This is a genomic window from Sphingomonas sp. NCPPB 2930, from assembly GCF_042867205.1.
Classification (GTDB): domain Bacteria; phylum Pseudomonadota; class Alphaproteobacteria; order Sphingomonadales; family Sphingomonadaceae; genus Sphingomonas.
In genome coordinates this window covers 322762-339607 of the sequence record NZ_JBHZQU010000002.1, presented here as the reverse complement: position 1 = coordinate 339607, position 16846 = coordinate 322762, and the positions used below count along the sequence as shown (strand labels likewise).

The window sequence follows — 16846 nt, the reverse complement described above, 5'->3', positions numbered from 1 at the left end:
CTTCAGAAGCGTTCGGGGCGGATCAGCACCGCCACCAGATAGACGAGAAGGCCAAGCGCGGTCAGCGCCGCCAGCCAGAGGTCGAGGGTCATGGCTCCGCCCTCCTCACGCGTGGTCGCAAAGGCGGGCATAGGCGAGCGTCGCCGCCACCAGCCCGGCCATGACCAGCAACCAGATCAGATCGTCCATAGTGCGGCTCCTCAGAAGGCAGCGGTGAGGGTGGCGAGGAAGGTGCTGCCCGCGATATTGCCGGTGCCGTCCTGCCCCTTGCTGAAGCTCGGCCGCAGATAGGCGGCCTTGCGGTCGGAAATGTCGGTGTCGACCCAGGCCAGACCCAGCGTCAGGTTGCGCCAGCTGGTGTCCGCGCCCAGCGACCAGTCCCAATAGTCGCCGGTCGGCGTCGGCGCGGTGGCGTTGGGGCCGAGGCCGTCCATGCCCCAGCTATGGCCGATATGCGCCTTGGCGGTGATCGGCGTGCCATGGATCGCCGCCGCGCCGTCGCCCCAGAGATACAGATTGTCGCTCTTGGCACCCGGATGGTCGTAGACGCCCGCCGCCGCACTGGCGCCGTTGTCATACCATTTGCCGATCGCCTGCTGCTTGGGGGCATAGGCGACACCGGCGGTCAGCGAGACCGGGCCGGTCGTGCCCGACAGCTTGGCGAAGGGTTCGGCATAGTCGGTCGTGTTCGCGCCGCCCGGATACATGTACCAGGTCAGCCCGACGTCCAGCGTGCCGGTCGGGCTGATCCGGGTCTTGTACCCGCCGATCAGGTCCAGTTCCATGTTCGCGCCGCCGAAGGTGCCCCACCCCGCCAGGTTCGACGCCCAGGTGCCGACATAGGCGCCGCTCTCATGGGTCAGCGTGATACCGGCCTGCACCGCCATATGTTCGTCCGACTGCGAGATGCCGCGCAGGCGATAGTCGGAGACGATCGCGGCCGACCCGCTGACGGTCATGGGCGGCGGCGGCGCGATCTCGGCGGTCTGCGCCGATGCGGCGGCCGGAAACACGAACAGCGCCGTGGCGGCGCAAATGGTGATGGTCTTCATATAGGCCCCTATGGACAGGCCGCCGCGAAGAAATGGGCGACCTCCAGGGCCGGGCAATTAGGCCTGTGCGCCGTAGCAATGCGAGGGCGATCCCCCGGTTTCGCATATAGACGGCATATAGTCGGGCCTTACATTCCTCCCCTGCAAGGGGAGGTGGCAGGCCGTCAGGCCTGACGGAGGGGTGTCACCCTCTCGGTAGCGGGACACCCCTCCGACGCGCTGCGCGCGCCACCTCCCCTTGCAGGGGAGGAAGAAAATGGCGTCATGGAAACGTCAATGATTTCCGCCATGGCGGGACATGGTTTCACTCTCCCGCCGCTCGCTCCTTTCCGCCGGTGCCGCCCTTGCCGGAGCCAGCGCCCTGCCCCCCGCGATCGCCCGCGCCGCCGCGATCGCGCCCGACCGGCGGACCGGCACGATCCGCGATGTCGAGCATGTCGTCATCCTGATGCAGGAGAATCGCGGCTTCGATCATTATTTCGGCACCATGCGCGGGGTGCGCGGCTTTGGCGACCGCTTCTCCATTCCGCTCGCCCCGGCCATGCCAAGCGGCGAGCCACGCACCGTCTGGCAGCAGATGGACCGCACCGCTCCCGACGGCCCGCGTCTGGTGTCGCCCTTCCGGCTCGACACGCGTGCCCATTTCGATCTGATGCGGATGGAGGGCACCCCGCACACCTGGCCCGACGCACAAGCCGCCTGGGACGAAGGCCGCATGGCGCACTGGCCCGAGGCCAAGCAGCAGCGCGCGATGGGCCATTATGCCCGTGCCGACCTGCCCTTCCAGTTCGCGTTGGCCGAGGCCTTTACGATCTGCGACGCCTATCACTGCGCGATCCAGACGGGGACCAACACCAACCGGCTGTTCCTGTGGACCGGCACCAACGATCCGTCTGGCAAGGCAGGCGGCCCGGCGATCAGCAATTCGCATGACAGCTTTGCCGAGAATGGCGGCGCGGCCGATCCTTATCGCTGGACCAGCACGGTCGAGCGGATGCAGGCGGCGGGCGTGGACTGGCGCATCTATCAGGACATGGCGGACAATTTCACCGACAATCCGCTGGTCGGTTTCGCCGCCTTTCGCGAGGCGCATCATGGGCGCGGCGATCCGGCGTTGAAGGATCGGGCGCTGACCACGCGCGGGCTGGACGTGCTGAAGGCCGATGTGCTCGCCGGGCGGCTGCCGCAGGTGTCCTATGTCATCGCCACCGCCGCCGGGTCGGAACATCCCAACCCCTCCAGCCCGGCACAGGGCGCGGCCTATACCGCCGAGTTGCTCGACGCGCTGACCGCCGATCCCAAGGTTTGGGCGCGGACCGCTCTGTTCGTGATGTTCGACGAGAATGACGGCTTTTTCGACCATGTCCCGCCGCCCGCGCCGCCGTCGCGGGGTGCGGATGGCCAGCCGCTCGGCGGCTCGACCGTCAATCTGACGGGCGAATATCATGACGTGCCCTCGACCGGCGATGCCGATGTCGACAAGCCCGCCTATCGCGGCCGCCCCTATGGCCTGGGGCCGCGCGTGCCCATGTATGTCGTGTCGCCCTGGAGCCGGGGCGGCTGGGTCAACTCGCAGGTCTTCGACCACACCTCCGTCATCCGCTTCCTGGAGACGCGGTTCGGCTTTCACGAACCCAATATCTCCCCCTGGCGACGCGCGATCTGCGGCGACCTGACCAGTGCGTTCGACTTCGCCGCGACCGGCGATGCCGCGCCCCGCCTGCCCGATCCGCGCGGCGAGGCGATCCGGGCGGCCGCGATCAAGGGACAGGTCAGCCCGCAGGCACCCTTGTCGCCCGGCATGCCCCGTCAGGAGCCCGGCCTCCGCCGCGCCCGCCCCCTGCCCTATCGGCTCGAGGTGCAGGAACTGGCGGGGGTCGACGGCCTTGGCCTGCGGTTTCAGGCGGAGGGCGCGGGCGCGGTCTTCCATGTCTATGATCGGCTGGCGCTCGACCGCGTGCCGCGCCGCTATACGCTCGACGCCGGCACCCGGATCGAGGATCGCTGGAACCTCGATGCCGAGGGTCGCTACGACCTTTGGATCCTGGGACCGGGCGGATTCCACCGGCATCTGGCGGGACGGGGCGCGATGCCACAGCCGCTGCAATGGCGGATCGCCGAGGACATGCTGCACCTGACCGTCCCCGCCGCGATCGCCGATCTTCGCATGGTGCGCGCCACGGCCGGGGGCGGCGAGACGCGGACCGTGGCACTGGCCCCCGGCGCGCATCGCTGGTCGCTGGCCGCCGATCTGGGTTGGTACGACATGATGCTGACCCGCGCGACTCAAGCCGATTATCGCCGTCGCCTGGCCGGGCGGCAGGACCAGGCGAACCGCGCCACGGTGAGCGACCCGTTCATGGCCTGACCGGGCAAATCAACCACTTCCCCGCCGCATGACGGGGCGATAGGGGTTAGCGGTCACATAATCGGGTTTCAAAAGGGGATGAGGATCATGCGAAGCATAGCGCGCGCCACGGCGCCGGGCGACCGACGCGGACGAATGGCGAAGCGACTGATCGCCGCCGCCGCGCTGCTCTGCGGCAGCGCCCCCCTCGCCCTCTCGGCCGATCCGCTGGCGACGATCGAGCGCAACGGCGCGCAGGTCTCGGTCGAACCCTATGCCCCCGGCATCGTCCGCGTCACCATCGCGATGGACCGCGCGCTGGCGGAGGCCAAGCCCGGCTATGGCATCACCGCCCGGAGCGATGCGACCGGCTGGACCCATCGCACCGATGCCAGCGGCGATATCTTCACCTCGGCCGGGCTGAACGTCACCGTCGCCGCCCAGCCCTGGCCCAAGCCGCCCAGCCAGATGGAGCGTTACTTCGCGCCCTCGCTGCCCCCCGTCGCGATCAGCTTCGCCGGGGCCGACGGCAAGCCGCTGACCCGGATGAACGGGTGGGAGATGGCGCCGCACACCGTCTCGGGCGAGGCGACGTTCAAGGTCGGGGCGAACTTCGCCGACACCCCCGACACCCATTATTACGGGCTGGGCCAGTATCAGGACGGCGTGCTCGACCTGCGCGGCCGGACGATCGACTGCCGCCACGACTATGACCGGCCCGGCGGCGAGTCCGTCTGCGTGCCGTTCATGGTGACGGACAAGGGCTATGCGATCCTGTGGGACAATCCCTCGGCCGCGACCGTCTCGCCCGGCCTGATGAACGCGACCAAGTTCCAGTCCAATGTCGGCGAGCGGGTGTCCTTCTTCGTGATCGCCGGCAAGACGGCGGACGAGCTCTATGCCGGTTACGCCCGCCTGACCGGCGCGACGCCGCTGCCGCCCAAGGCTGCGTTCGGCCTGATCCAGAGCAAGGCGCGCTATGAGACGCAAGGCCAGCTGACCGAGATCGCCGACGGCTATCGCAGCCGGGGCCTGCCGCTCGACATCATGGTGCTCGACTGGTTCTACTGGACGCGGATGGGGCAGCTCGACATCGACCGCACCGCCTTTCCCGATCCGGCGGGGATGAACGCGCATCTGAAGTCGATGGGCATGCGCAGCATCATCAGCATCTGGCCGCGTTTCGAGCGCGAGAGCCGCTGGTTCGACACGCTGGCGGCCAAGGGCTGGCTGATGAAGGACAAGGACGGCAAGCCGGTCGACGGTCTGCCCATCCGCTCCGACCGGGCGGGCGCGCTGATCGACAGCACCAATCCGGAGGCGCGCGAGTGGTTCTGGGGCAAGATCCGCGACAATATCTTTTCCAACGGCTTCGACTATGCCTGGCTGGACGAGACCGAACCCGATCTGGTGCCGGAGGGGCATTTCTTCGCGATCGGCTCGGGCGACCGCTATCGCAACGTCTATCCGCTGCTCCACACCGCCAGCGTCGCGGACGGGTCGGCGCGCGACCGGCCGAACATGCGCAACGTCATTCTGTGCCGCGCCGCCTATCTGGGGACTCAGGCCAATGGCTGCCTGTTCTGGTCGTCGGACGTCCAGTCCAACTGGGAAGCGCTGAAGCGGCAGGTGCCCGCCGGGCTCGGCATGACCGCCAGCGGCATCGCCTATTGGTCGAGCGACACGGGCGGCTGGCAATGGCCGAACGGGCCGGAGGCGCAAGCCCCGGTGCTGGTCGATCCGGCGGGCGCGACCGCGATGGCGCCGTCGTACCGCGATTATCCCGAGCTGTTCGTCCGCTGGTTCCAGTATAACGCCTTCACCCCGACGCTGCGCATCCATGGCCAGCGGCCGGGCACTGCGCTGTGGGACTATGGCAAGGCGGCCGAGCCGATCCTGGCGAGCAGCCTGCGGCTCCGTTATGCGCTGATGCCCTATATCTATGCGCTGGGGCGGCAGACGAACCAGAGCGGCGCGCCGTTCATGCGCGCGCTGTTCATGGACTTCCCCAACGATCCGGTCGTGAAGACGCTGGGCGACGAATATATGTTCGGCCCCGCCTTCCTGGTCGCGCCCGTCACCGAACAGGGGCAGACCACGCGCCGCGTCTATCTGCCCGCCGGGACCGACTGGTATGACTGGTGGACCGACAAGCGCTATACGGGCGGCCAGTGGATCGAGGCAGCGGCGCCGATCGATCATATCCCGCTGTTCGTGCGGGCGGGGTCGATCGTGCCGATGGGCGTCCAGGTGCCGAGCACCGCGACCGCGCAAGCCCTGGAGAGCATCCGCGTCTATCCCGGCCGCGATGCCAGCTTCACCCTTTATGACGATGACGGCACGACCAACGCCTATCGCACCGGCGGCGGGCGCAGCGCCACGCTGCGCTGGAACGACGCGACCCGCCAGCTGACCGCCGGGGGCCGCCTGCCGACCGGCCAGACGCTGGCGCCGCTGGTCAGGATCGTCGGCCAGTAACAGGATCGCGCCCGGCGAGTTTCCCCTTGAGGAAAACGGACCGGGCGCGATACGATTTTGGCGACGGACCGGAACGACCGGCCGTTCCAAAATGGGGAGAAGGAGCATGATCGGACTTATTGCCATGCTATTGGCCACGCTGCCCGCCGCGCCGGGACAGGCCGCACCTAGCGCCGCCGCACAGCCCAGCATCTTCGACAAGGCGGTCAACGCACCAGGCATCGGGTGGAATCCCTATGGCCCCAACCAGACCGCCAGGCAGGTGGCCGCCGCCGAGGTTCCCGGCGGGGCCGCGGTCCAGATCAAGGTCGCACGCGCCGGGGCCAATCCCTGGGACAGCGGCGTCACCTATCCGACGGTCAAGCCGATCGCGGCGGGTGACACGATGCTGGTCATGGTCTTCCTGCGCGCGCCCGATGCGACCGACGCCGCGCCGGTGACGATCCCGGTGGGCATGGGCGGATCGGAGCCGCCTTACACCCCAATCGCGACCGAGCCGGTTCGGGTCGGATCGACCTGGAAACGCTATTATGTCACCGGCGTCGCGAACCAGGCCTATGCCGCGGGCAAGGCCAATATCTCGGTCCAGTTGGCGGGCGCCAAGCAGGTGATCGAAGTCGGACCGGCCTTCCTGCTCGATCTGGGGCCGGGCTTCGATCGGTCGAAATTGCCGCATAACTGATGGGCTGAACGGGGGGCGGGAATCCACCCGCCATCCCAAAAGGACCGCCCGCCTCCCCACGGGAAACGGGCGGTCGGACGTCACGCTCCGGCCGGAGCCCGAAGGCCCCGGCCGAACCTTCCGGATCAGAAGGTGCCGCGAAGCGCGAAGGTGAAGCGGCGGTCGTTGACGATGTACGAGCGCGGCGCCGTGGCGGTCGAACCGCTGATATAGGCCTGCTCGGTCTTGATGACCTGATTGGCCAGGTTCACGCCCTGCACGCCGATCTTCAGATACTTGTTCAGGTTGATGAACGCCGACGCGTCGAGCTGCCCGCCTGCATCCTGATAGATGGAGGTATAGGGGAAGATCACGTCCGCCGGGGTCAGCAGATATTTCGAACGCCAGTTATACGCCGCCCGCAGCGACACCGGACCCTTTTCATAGAAGAGCGCGGCGTTGACCGTATGCCGCGACAGCCCCTCCAGCGGAATATTGCCCGGCTTGATGTTGGAATTGTTGGCCGGAGCACCGCCGTTCAGGAACGAGTTGGGCAGGCCCGAACTGTCGATATAGGTATAGCTGCCGCTCGCCCCCAGACCGCCGAGCAGCCCCGGCAGGAAGTCGAAGGTCTGCTGATACGCCGCCTCGAAGCCCTTGATCTTGCCCGTGCCGTCATAGTTGGAGGGCCCGCGCACCAGCACCGACTGGGTGATGCCGTTGCTGGTGATGTTGCGGGTGGTGACCGACTGGTAGAAGAAGTCCTTCACCGACTTGTAGAAGACGTCCAACGACAGCTGGCCGACGCGGGCGAAATACCATTCGACCGTGGCGTCGAACTGCCACGCGGTGGCGGGCTTCAGATAGGGATTGCCCGCCGTTGCCGTGATCTGGCCGCCATTGGCATCAAAGCCGAGTTGCAGGAAGTTGCGGATATTGGCGAAGTCCGGACGCGTCATCACCTTCGACGCCGCCAGACGCAGCACCACGTCGCGACCGATCCCGAACTTCAGGTTCATGCTCGGCAGCCAGTAATGATATTGGCTGCGCGCCGTATCGGGCGTCGTGACCCCGGTCGAGAATTGCCGGATCGCGTTATAGGCTGGCCTGCCAAGCTGGCAGATGCCCGTCGGGACGGCGGTGACGCTGACGCCATTCTGCGTCGTGGTCTGCGGCGCGCACCGGACCTCGAACTCGTCGGTCGTGCCCGTCTGCTGCCGGGTCGGCGCACCGATCGAACCCGCCGAGGTCACGTCGGTCAGGACATAGCGGACGCCGATATTACCGCTCATCCGAACGCCCGGAAACAGATCGCCCGGCGTCGCGAAGTTCAACTGGGCAAAGGCGTTCTTGTCCTGCTGGTTCACCAGCTGGATTTCCGACGGCAGATACGGCGTGCCCGACACGACGCCCGCCCGCTGCGCCAGCGGCGACCAGGTCGTGGCGGTCGAACCATTGGCCGACTTCCACAAATTGCCGATCGACTGGAAATAGGCCGCCGCCTGCTGGTAATCGTCCGTCATGTTGCCGGTATAGTAATAGGCGGACGGCGAACCGTTGGTCGCACCACGGAAGAAGTTCGGGAAGGTATAGAGCTCGGTCTGGCCCGGCTGCTGCGCGAAGGACACCGGGTTGCTGCCCGACCAGACTTCCGACAGCGCGCCCCAGTTATAGGTGGTGTAGCGGACTTCCGACGCGCGGTCGGCATAGCGGGCGCCGAACCGGGCGCGGGTGAAGAAGCTACCCTCGTCGAACTTATAGTCGACATCGGCCTTGAACGCATATTCGCGGCCCACGCTCTCTTCGAGATGGTCCATCGCCGCGCGCCAGAACTGGACGTTGCGGTTGGCGAAATATTGCGAATCGCTTTGCTGGTTCAAGGTCGGGTTGGGCGTCGCCCAGCTCGCCTGGAGCGTCGTCGGCTTGTGCGGGATGACGACCGGCAGATTGCCCGACAGGTCGAGTTCGGAGTCGGCGAAGGTCGAGCCGAACACGCGCAGATCGGTGTTGGTCTTCTTCGCACGGGTATAGTCGCCGTCGAGATTGACCGACCAATGGTCGTCCAGCTGGGTCTTCAGGTTGACGCCGAAGTCGGTGACGGTGTTCTCGTCCCGCGTCATGCCGCGCGCCAGCGACTGCTGCGTACCGCCGGTGGGAACCCAGCAGGTCGCCTGACCGCTGCAGCTGGCGCGATACCCGTTGCCGGGCGCGGTGATGTACCCCGACTGGAACAGGCCGTTGGCGTCATAGACATAGTTCTTGGTCGTGCCGGTCGGGCACTGGGCGATCGTCGCGTTGTTGGGACCGAGGTTGTTCTGGAGACAGCCCACCGGATAGGTGTTGTATTCGGCCAGGTCGGGCGCGGTCTCGAAGGTCCGCTCCGACGTGTTGTTGACCGTGTGGGTCCGCAGGAACTGCGCGGTCAGGACGGTGCGCTCGTCATTGCTCTGCCACTGGCCCGCCAGCGCGATGCCGTCACGCTTGCGATCGAATTCCTGCGTCGCGAACTGGCCGCCGATCGGTGCGTAGCGCAGCGACGCCGGGTCGAGATAGCCGTCCGCGCCCGGCGTGCTGGCCGCGCCGCAGGCGAACCCGGTCGTGCCGCCGACCGGCAGCGTCGTCTGGTCGACCGTGCCGGGCAAGGGGTTGCGGCAATTCTGCGCGGTGGTCGAATTGGCCGCCAGTGCCAGCGTGTTGTCGCGGGTCTGGATATTGGTGATGCGGATGCTGTCCGCCCGGCTGCGGACGCGCGAGTAGGAGATGTTGCCGAGCAGGCCGAAGCGGCCGATGCCGGTATCCCAGGTGTTGCTGACCAGCAGCGAGCCCGTCGGCGACCATTTCTTCTTGAAGTCGCCATAATTGCCCTCGGCGGTGAAGCCGATATGGAAACCCTTGTTGTCGAACGGCTTGCGGGTGTTCAGATTGACCGTACCAGCCAGGCCGCCCTCGATCAGATCGGCGGTGGCGTTCTTGTACACCTCGACCGAGCCCAGCAGTTCGGCAGGCACGTCGGAGAAGTTGATCGCCTGCCCGCCGATACCCGCCGAGAAGGTGTCGCGGCCGTTGAACTCGGACCGGACGAAGGTCAGGCCGCGCACCGCGACGCCCGAACCCTCGACCGAGAAGTGATCGGGATCGTTGGCGGCGGCGAAGCGGCTGATAGACACGCCGGGCACGCGCTGCAACGCCTCGGTCACGGAGCGGTCGGGCAGCGCGCCGATGTCGCTGGCGGTGATCGCGTCGACCACGGTGTCGGAATTGCGCTTGATCGACTGGGCGTTCGCCAGGCTCTGACGGATGCCGGTGACGACGACTTCCTTTTCGCTGCCGAGCTCGTCGCCCGCGGCGGGCTGCGATCCGGCGGTACCGACAGCGGCGCTGGTCGGCGGCGTCGCCGATCCGGCCGTACCCTGGCCCGCGACCGATCCGGTCGGCGAGGAGGTGGACTGGTCCGCTCCGGCCGCAGCCTGCGGATCGGCGGCCTGCGCGAAGGCGGGCGCGCTCAGCGAGGCGATGCACAGCGCACCGGCGGACGCCCCGAACAGAAGGCGCGAAAAACGATTGGTATTGGACGTGAGCGGCGCAAAGCTGCGCATAACGGTCATCCCCCCCTTTTGTGCGCGCCACTATTGACGTCGCAGACTAGGTCGCGATCGCGACTGTTACCGCGATTCACCGCAACATGATTGCGCTACCAGCCGCAAAACAACAAGATACTGATCTTAAAAATGGCCGATCCGGGCCAAGGTGCGACATTCCTGCCACGCTTCGCATCGCGACGGATTGCGGCATGGGCCAAGGCGCGGCATGACTTGGAAAATTGGCACGGGAATCGAGGCCAAAAGGGGGGGATGGTAGCGTGACAACGGATCGGCTGCGGGTCGTCATCGTGGGCGGCGGGACCGCCGGGTGGATGGCCGGCGCCGCGCTGACGCGTCTCGTTTCAGGACGCTGTTCGGTACGGCTGATCGAATCCGAGGCGATCGGCGTGGTCGGCGTCGGCGAGGCCACCCTGCCCCATATCCGCGCCTTCAACGAACGACTGGGCATCGCCGAGGCCGATTTCATGGCGCGCACCCGCGCGACGTTCAAACTGGGGATCGAGTTTCGCGACTGGGGCCGGATCGGGGACAGCTATATCCATCCCTTCGGCACCTTCGGACGCGGTTCGGGCCCGATCGACTTCCACCATTACTGGACGCGGCTGGCGCGGGAGGGGCACGCGCCGCCCCCGCTCGACCGGCTGTCCTATGCCTGTGCCCTGGCGCGCGCGGGGCGGTTCGACCATCCGGGGCGGGATCGCGAGGACCTTTCTTCGACCTTCGGCTATGCCTATCAGTTCGATGCGCTGCTCTTTGCCCCCTATCTGCGGCAACTGGCGGAGGAGGCCGGCGCGGTGCGGACCGAAGGGATGGTCGTCGATGTCGAGCGCGACGGCGAGAGCGGCCTGATCCGCGCGGTCACGCTGGCGGATGGCGAGCGGGTGGAGGGCGACCTCTTCATCGACTGTTCGGGCTTCCGCTCGCTCCTGCTGGGGCAGACGCTGGAGGAGCCGTTCGAGGACTGGTCGAAATGGCTGCCGACCGACCGCGCGGTGGCGATGCCGTGCCGGACCGAGACCGCCGTCACCCCCTATACCAGCGCGATCGCGATGCCCGCCGGATGGCGCTGGCGCATCCCGCTCCAGCACCGCACCGGCAATGGCTATGTCTATGCCAGCGACTTCATCGGCGACGACGAGGCGGCGCGCGCGCTGGAGCAGGCGGTGGAGGGCGAACCGCTCGCCAGCCCGCGCCTCCTGCGCTTCAAGGCGGGGCGGCGGCGGCGCAGCTGGGTCGGCAATTGCGTGGCCATAGGGCTGGCCAGCGGCTTTCTGGAACCGCTGGAATCGACCAGCATCTATCTGGTGCAGCAGGCGATCACCGCGCTGATCGAACTGTTTCCCGAGCGCGGGATGGCCGCGTCGGACCGCGACGAGTTCAACCGGATCATCGACCTGGAATATGACCGGATCCGCGACTTCCTGATCCTGCATTATCACGCCACGACCCGCGACGATTCCCCCTTCTGGAACTATGTCCGCACCATGCCCATCCCGGACAGCCTGGCCGAGAAGATGGAATTGTGGCGCAGGCGGGCGCGGGTGGTGAAATATCGAGAGGGCGTGTTCCTGGATGCCAGCTGGATCGCGGTCTATCTGGGCCAGGGCATCCTGCCCGAAGGCTGGGACCCGCGCGCCGATGTCGCGAGGGCCGACGCGCTGACCCGCGCGGTCGCGGACCTGCGGGCGGAGATCGATGCCGATGTCGGCGCGCGGCCCGATCACCGCGCCTTCCTGCAACGCTATTGCCCGATAGTGGAGGCGGCATGACGGCGCGTGCCATCACGCGGGTCCTGGTCGCGGGCGGCGGGCTGACCGGCTGGTGCGCCGCCGCCGCGTTCAAGCGGCGCGCGCCGTTCCTCGACGTCACGCTGCTCGCCACCGCGATCGCGCCCGATGCGCTGGCGGACCGGATCGCCTGCACCCTGCCCTCGCTTCCCGGTTTCCAGGCCGATCTGGGGCTGGGCGAGGATGACGGGGTGACGCGTGCCGGGGCGGGCTATCGGCTGGGCACGCGCTTTGCGGGCTGGGCCGAGGGGTTGCCCGATTACGTCCATGCCTATGGCTCCTATGGCCATGCCATCGGTCCGGCCGCCTTCCACCTCCACTGGGTGCGGGCGGCACGCGAGGGCAGCACCACCCCGTTCGACGGCTTTTCCCCCGCCGCCCAAGCCGCGCGCGCGGGGCGCTTCGTACCGCCGACGCCCGACACGCTGTTCGCCGCGCACGATTATGGCCTGACGCTCGACCTGGACCGGCACCGCGCGATGATGCGCGCCTTCGCCCTGCATGTCGGGGTGCGCGAGACGATCGGCGAGATCGCCGAGGCGGCCTGCGACGCGCGCGGCTTCCTCTCCGGCATCCGGCTGACCGGCGGCGAGACGCTGGCGGCCGACCTGTATGTCGATGCGACCGGCCCGGCGGCGCAGCTGCGCGGCGCGATCGACGCGGAGCGGCAGGACTGGAGTGCCTGGCTGCCCTGTGACCGGGTGCTGCTCGGCAGCCGCCAGGGGGGCGAAGGGCCGCCGGTGCTCACCCCCGTCACCGCCCATGCGGCGGGATGGCGCTGGTCGAGCGGCGAGCAGGTCGGGATCGCCTATGCCTCCGCCCATCTGCCCGATGCGCGGGCCGCCGCGATGCTGGCGACGGACGGCGCGACACCGAACCGGCCCGTCACGATCCGCCCCGGCACCCGCCCCCAGCCCTGGCGCGGCAATTGCGTCGCGATCGGCGATGCCGCCACCCAGGTCGAGCCGCTGGAATGGTGCAACCTCCATCTGGCGCTGAGCGCGATCGACCGGCTGGTCGCGATGCTGCCCGATGCGGACATGGCCCCGGTCGAGCGCGCGGATTTCAACCGCCAGACCCTGGCCGAGGCCGAGCGGGTGCGCGACTTCCTCGCCGCGCATTACCGCACCGCGCGCCGCCCCGAGCCGATGTGGCAGGCGGTGGCGCAGGCCGAGCCGCCCGCCAGCCTGGCGCATACGCTGGGGCAATTCGCCGAGCGCGGCCGCCTGCCCTTCTATGAGGAAGAGACGTTCGCGCGTGACAGCTGGGCCGCGATCCTGCTGGGTCAGGGTGTCCTGCCGCGCCGCGTCGATCCGCTGGCCGAGACCATGACCTTCGCCGAGTTGCGGGGCATGATGGACCGCTTCACCAACGCCATCGCCGCCGCCCTGCCCCGCCTTCCTGCCCATGCCGAATGGCGGGCCGCCCAGATGAGACGCCTTGCCCGATGACGACATCCCATGACCACAGCATCCGCCGGGTCGTCATCGTCGGCGGCGGCACCGCCGGATGGATGGCCGCCGCCGCCTTCGCGCGGCTGCTCAACAACGGCTATACCCAGGTCACGCTGATCGAGTCCGAGGAGATCGGCACGGTCGGCGTCGGCGAGGCGACGATCCCGCCGATCATCACCTTCAACCAGATGCTGGGGCTGGACGAGAATGAGTTTCTCGCCGCGACCGGCGGCACGTTCAAGCTGGGGATCGAGTTCGTCGACTGGGGCGAGCGCGGCGAGCGCTATTTCCACCCCTTCGGACGCTATGGCCAGGATTTGCAGGGCGTCCATTTCCACCAGCTCTGGCTGCGCGAGAAGAGCCGCACGCCCGCGCTGCCCGACATCGCCGACTGGGCGATGAGCGCGGTCGCGGCGCGTGGGGGCAAGTTCGGGCGCGCCAAACCCGATGCGCGCTCGCCGATCCGCGAGCTGTTCTACGCCTTCCACTTCGACGCCTCGCTCTATGCCCGCTATCTGCGCGGCTATGCCGAACGTGGCGGGGTGACGCGGATCGAGGGGCGGATCGAGGCGGTCGGGCTGCGCCCCGAGGACGGCTATGTCGAGGCGGTGACGCTGGCCGATGGCCGCCGAATCGAGGGCGACCTGTTCATCGACTGCTCGGGCTTTCGCGGCCTGCTGATCGAGGAGGCGCTGGGCACCGGCTATGAAAGCTATGCCCGGTGGCTGCCCTGCGACCGCGCCATCGCCGCCCCGTGCGCGCTGCCCGACCCGCGCGAACCCGATCCCTTCACCCGCGCGACCGCGCGGCAGGCGGGCTGGCAATGGCGCATCCCGCTCCAGCACCGGATGGGCAATGGCCTGGTCTATTGCAGCGAGTATCTGGACGACGATGCCGCGCGCGCGCAGCTGCTCGGCAGCCTGGAGGGCGCGTTGCTGGGCGATCCGCGCCAGCTGCGCTTCACCGCCGGGCGGCGTCGGCAAAGCTGGAACCGCAACGTCGTGGCGCTGGGCCTGTCGAGCGGCTTTCTGGAACCGCTGGAATCGACCAGCATCCATCTGGTGCAGGCCGCGATCCAGCGGCTGATCGCGCTGTTCCCCGACGCCCGCTTCGACCCTGCCGAGCGGGACGAGTTCAACCGCCAGATGCACGACCTGTACGAGGATGTGCGCGACTTTATCATTCTCCACTACAAGGCGACGCGGCGCAGCGACACGCCCTTCTGGGACCGGGTGCGCACCATGGACGTGCCCGACAGCCTGGCGCGCAAGATGGCGCTATGGTCGGGCAAGGGGCGGTTGTTCCGCGAAGGCTATGACCTGTTCGGCAATCCCAGCTGGGTCGCGGTCTGCCTGGGCCAGGGGCTGGTTCCGCAGGGGTGGGAGCCCGCCGCCGATGCGCTCGATGAAAATCTGGTGGCGCAGGCGCTGGCGCAGATGCACCAGGGCTATGCCGAGACGGGGGCGCGGCTGCCCAGCCATGGCGATTTCCTGCGCGCCGTCGCGCCCTCGCCGCTCGCCCCCGCGATGACGGGCATGACGGGGGCGTCGAAGGCCGACGACACCGGCTATGATTTTGCGCGCACCGCCCCCGATGCCGGGCGGGCGCAGGGAGTGATCTTGTGAAGCGGTTCGTTCTTCCCCTGCTGGCGCTGGCCGCGATCGGTGCGACCGACGCGCCGGGGCCCCATCTCAACCAGATCGGCTTTCGCCCCGACACCGCCAAGCGCGCCATCCTGGCGCATGACGGCATGCAGCCCTTGCCCTGGCGGCTGTTGAACGAAAGCGGCGCGACGGTGGCGGAGGGGCGGACCACGCCCTTCGGCCCCGATGCCGCCTCGGGCGACAGGGTCCACCAGATCGATTTCGGCCGCTTCGCCGCGCCGGGCCGCTACCGGCTTCAGGTGGACGGGCGGACCAGCCCCGTCTTCACCATCGACGCAGGCGTCTATGCCCCGCTGGCGCGTGCCGCACTGAACTTCTTCTACCAGCAGCGCGCAGGCGTGCCGATCGAGGCGCATTTCGCCGGCGGGCCGCAATGGGCGCGGGCCGCCGGTCATACGAAGGAGGTCGTCACCTGCTTCAAGGGGGCGGATCTGGCGGGCACGGTCTGGCCGGGCTGCCCCTATAGGCTGGACGTCACCGGCGGATGGTATGATGCGGGCGACCAGGGCAAATATGTCGTCAATGGCGGCATCGCGCTGTGGATGCTGCAAAATCTCTATGAGGTCGATGCCGCGTCGCCGCCCTTCCCCGATGGCGCCGCCGCGCTGCCCGAGGCCGGGAACCGGATCAACGACCTGCTGGACGAGACGGCATGGGAAATGCGCTTCCTGCTGGCGATGCAGGTGCCCGACGGCCAGACGCTGGCGCTGCCGGTCGGGCGGCAGGCCGGGCGCGTCAAGCAGCTGACGCCGGTCGATGCGGGCGGGATGGCGCATCACAAGATCGCCGACCGCAACTGGACGGCGCTGCCCACCGCGCCCGCCGACGATCATGAGGAGCGGCTGCTCTATCCGCCCAGCACCGCCGCGACGCTGAACCTCGCCGCGACGGCGGCGCAATGCGCGCGCATCTGGCGCGGGATCGACGACGCCTTCGCCAGACGCTGCCTGGTCGCGGCGGGCAAGGCGTATCGCGCGGCGCGGCGCAATCCCGACATCTATGCCGCGCAGGACTTCAACGGCAGCGGCGGTTACGGCGATGGCGAACTGTCCGACGAACTCTATTGGGCGACCGCCGAACTCTATGCCGCGACCGGGATGCCCGAACTGGCCGAGGCCCTGCACGCGATGCCGCTCCATGCCGAGCCGCTGACCGCCGAGCCGAGCTGGGGCAGCACCGCCGCGCTGGGCACCATCACGCTGGCGACCGCGACCGGAGTGGCGCCCGCCGAACGCGCCGCCGCGCGCGCCAAGCTGGTGGCCCTGGCCGACCGTTTCCTGGCCGAGGAAGCGCGGTCGGGCTATCACATCCCCTTTGCCGACACCGCCTATCACTGGGGGTCGAACAGCGGCATTCTGGGCCGGGGCATGATCCTGGCGCTGGCCGCGCGCTTCACCGGGCAGGCCCGCTACCGCGACGCGGCGGTCGATACGATGGATTATGTGCTGGGCCGCAATCCGCTCGACCAGAGCTATGTCAGCGGCTTCGGGTGGAAGCCCATGAAGAACCCACATCACCGTTTCTGGGCGCATCAGATGGATGCCCGCATGCCCGGACCGCCGCCCGGCGTGCTGAGCGGCGGGGCCAACAGCACCGTCTTTCCCGAACCCGCCTCCGCGCCGATGAAGGGGCATTGCGTGGGCCAGCGCTGCTGGATCGACGATGCGCGCGCCTATGCGCATAACGAGGTTGCGATCAACTGGAACGCGCCGCTGGTCTGGCTGGCCAGCGACCTGACCCGGCCGCCCGCCCCGGCACGCTGACAGCCCGAGTTCACCAAGTTTCTGCATAATTCGATTTC

The 16846-nt window shown here is 68.2% G+C and carries 10 protein-coding genes; 7 read left to right on the top strand and 3 right to left on the bottom strand.

All coding sequences use genetic code 11. From position 1 onward, the window contains the following. Nucleotides 1–2: 2 nt before the first annotated feature. The gene (kdpF, locus tag ACFX59_RS04820; RefSeq protein ID WP_037531783.1) at nucleotides 3–92 is read right to left on the bottom strand and encodes a K(+)-transporting ATPase subunit F; all 90 of its coding nucleotides are present in this window, start codon (nucleotides 90–92) and stop codon (nucleotides 3–5) included. Nucleotides 93–200: 108 nt separating this feature from the next. After that, complete coding sequence (locus ACFX59_RS04815; RefSeq protein WP_387430125.1) at nucleotides 201–1052, bottom strand: TorF family putative porin; 852 nt, start codon at nucleotides 1050–1052, stop codon at nucleotides 201–203. A 298-nt stretch (nucleotides 1053–1350) separates the two neighbouring features. On the opposite strand from ACFX59_RS04815, the gene ACFX59_RS04810 reads away from it, so the two are divergent. The 3 genes from ACFX59_RS04810 to ACFX59_RS04800 all read left to right on the top strand — a co-directional run bounded on the left by ACFX59_RS04810 (nucleotide 1351) and on the right by ACFX59_RS04800 (nucleotide 6559). Continuing rightward, nucleotides 1351–3420 (top strand): phosphocholine-specific phospholipase C, encoded by a 2070-nt coding sequence (locus ACFX59_RS04810; RefSeq protein ID WP_387430123.1) that lies wholly within the window; start codon nucleotides 1351–1353, stop codon nucleotides 3418–3420. A gap of 135 nt (nucleotides 3421–3555) precedes the next feature. Further along, complete coding sequence (locus ACFX59_RS04805) at nucleotides 3556–5877, top strand: TIM-barrel domain-containing protein (protein WP_387430293.1); 2322 nt, start codon at nucleotides 3556–3558, stop codon at nucleotides 5875–5877. Nucleotides 5878–5983: 106 nt separating this feature from the next. Beyond that, nucleotides 5984–6559, top strand: coding sequence for a hypothetical protein (locus ACFX59_RS04800; RefSeq protein ID WP_307104189.1), 576 nt, complete (start codon nucleotides 5984–5986; stop codon nucleotides 6557–6559). A 125-nt stretch (nucleotides 6560–6684) separates the two neighbouring features. Here ACFX59_RS04800 and ACFX59_RS04795 read toward each other — a convergent pair whose 3' ends face one another. Beyond that, nucleotides 6685–10143, bottom strand: coding sequence for a TonB-dependent receptor (locus tag ACFX59_RS04795; RefSeq protein ID WP_307104187.1), 3459 nt, complete (start codon nucleotides 10141–10143; stop codon nucleotides 6685–6687). A 254-nt stretch (nucleotides 10144–10397) separates the two neighbouring features. Between ACFX59_RS04795 and ACFX59_RS04790 the strand changes: the two genes are divergently transcribed. Genes ACFX59_RS04790 through ACFX59_RS04775 form a run of 4 tightly spaced genes read left to right on the top strand, consistent with a single transcriptional unit; the run spans nucleotide 10398 to nucleotide 16808 of the window. Beyond that, nucleotides 10398–11909 carry a tryptophan halogenase family protein gene (locus ACFX59_RS04790; protein WP_387430120.1) on the top strand — a complete coding sequence of 504 codons (1512 nt, stop codon included), beginning with the start codon at nucleotides 10398–10400 and terminating at the stop codon, nucleotides 11907–11909. Continuing rightward, the gene (locus ACFX59_RS04785; protein ID WP_387430118.1) at nucleotides 11906–13378 is read left to right on the top strand and encodes a tryptophan 7-halogenase; all 1473 of its coding nucleotides are present in this window, start codon (nucleotides 11906–11908) and stop codon (nucleotides 13376–13378) included. The genes ACFX59_RS04790 and ACFX59_RS04785 overlap by 4 nt, the downstream gene beginning before the upstream one ends. Further along, on the top strand, nucleotides 13375–15006 hold the full coding sequence (locus ACFX59_RS04780) for a tryptophan halogenase family protein (RefSeq protein WP_387430116.1): 1632 nt from the start codon (nucleotides 13375–13377) through the stop codon (nucleotides 15004–15006). Before ACFX59_RS04785 ends, ACFX59_RS04780 begins: the two co-directional genes overlap by 4 nt. After that, nucleotides 15003–16808, top strand: a complete 1806-nt coding sequence (locus ACFX59_RS04775; protein ID WP_387430114.1) for a glycoside hydrolase family 9 protein — start codon at nucleotides 15003–15005, stop codon at nucleotides 16806–16808. The genes ACFX59_RS04780 and ACFX59_RS04775 overlap by 4 nt, the downstream gene beginning before the upstream one ends. Nucleotides 16809–16846 lie beyond the last annotated feature (38 nt).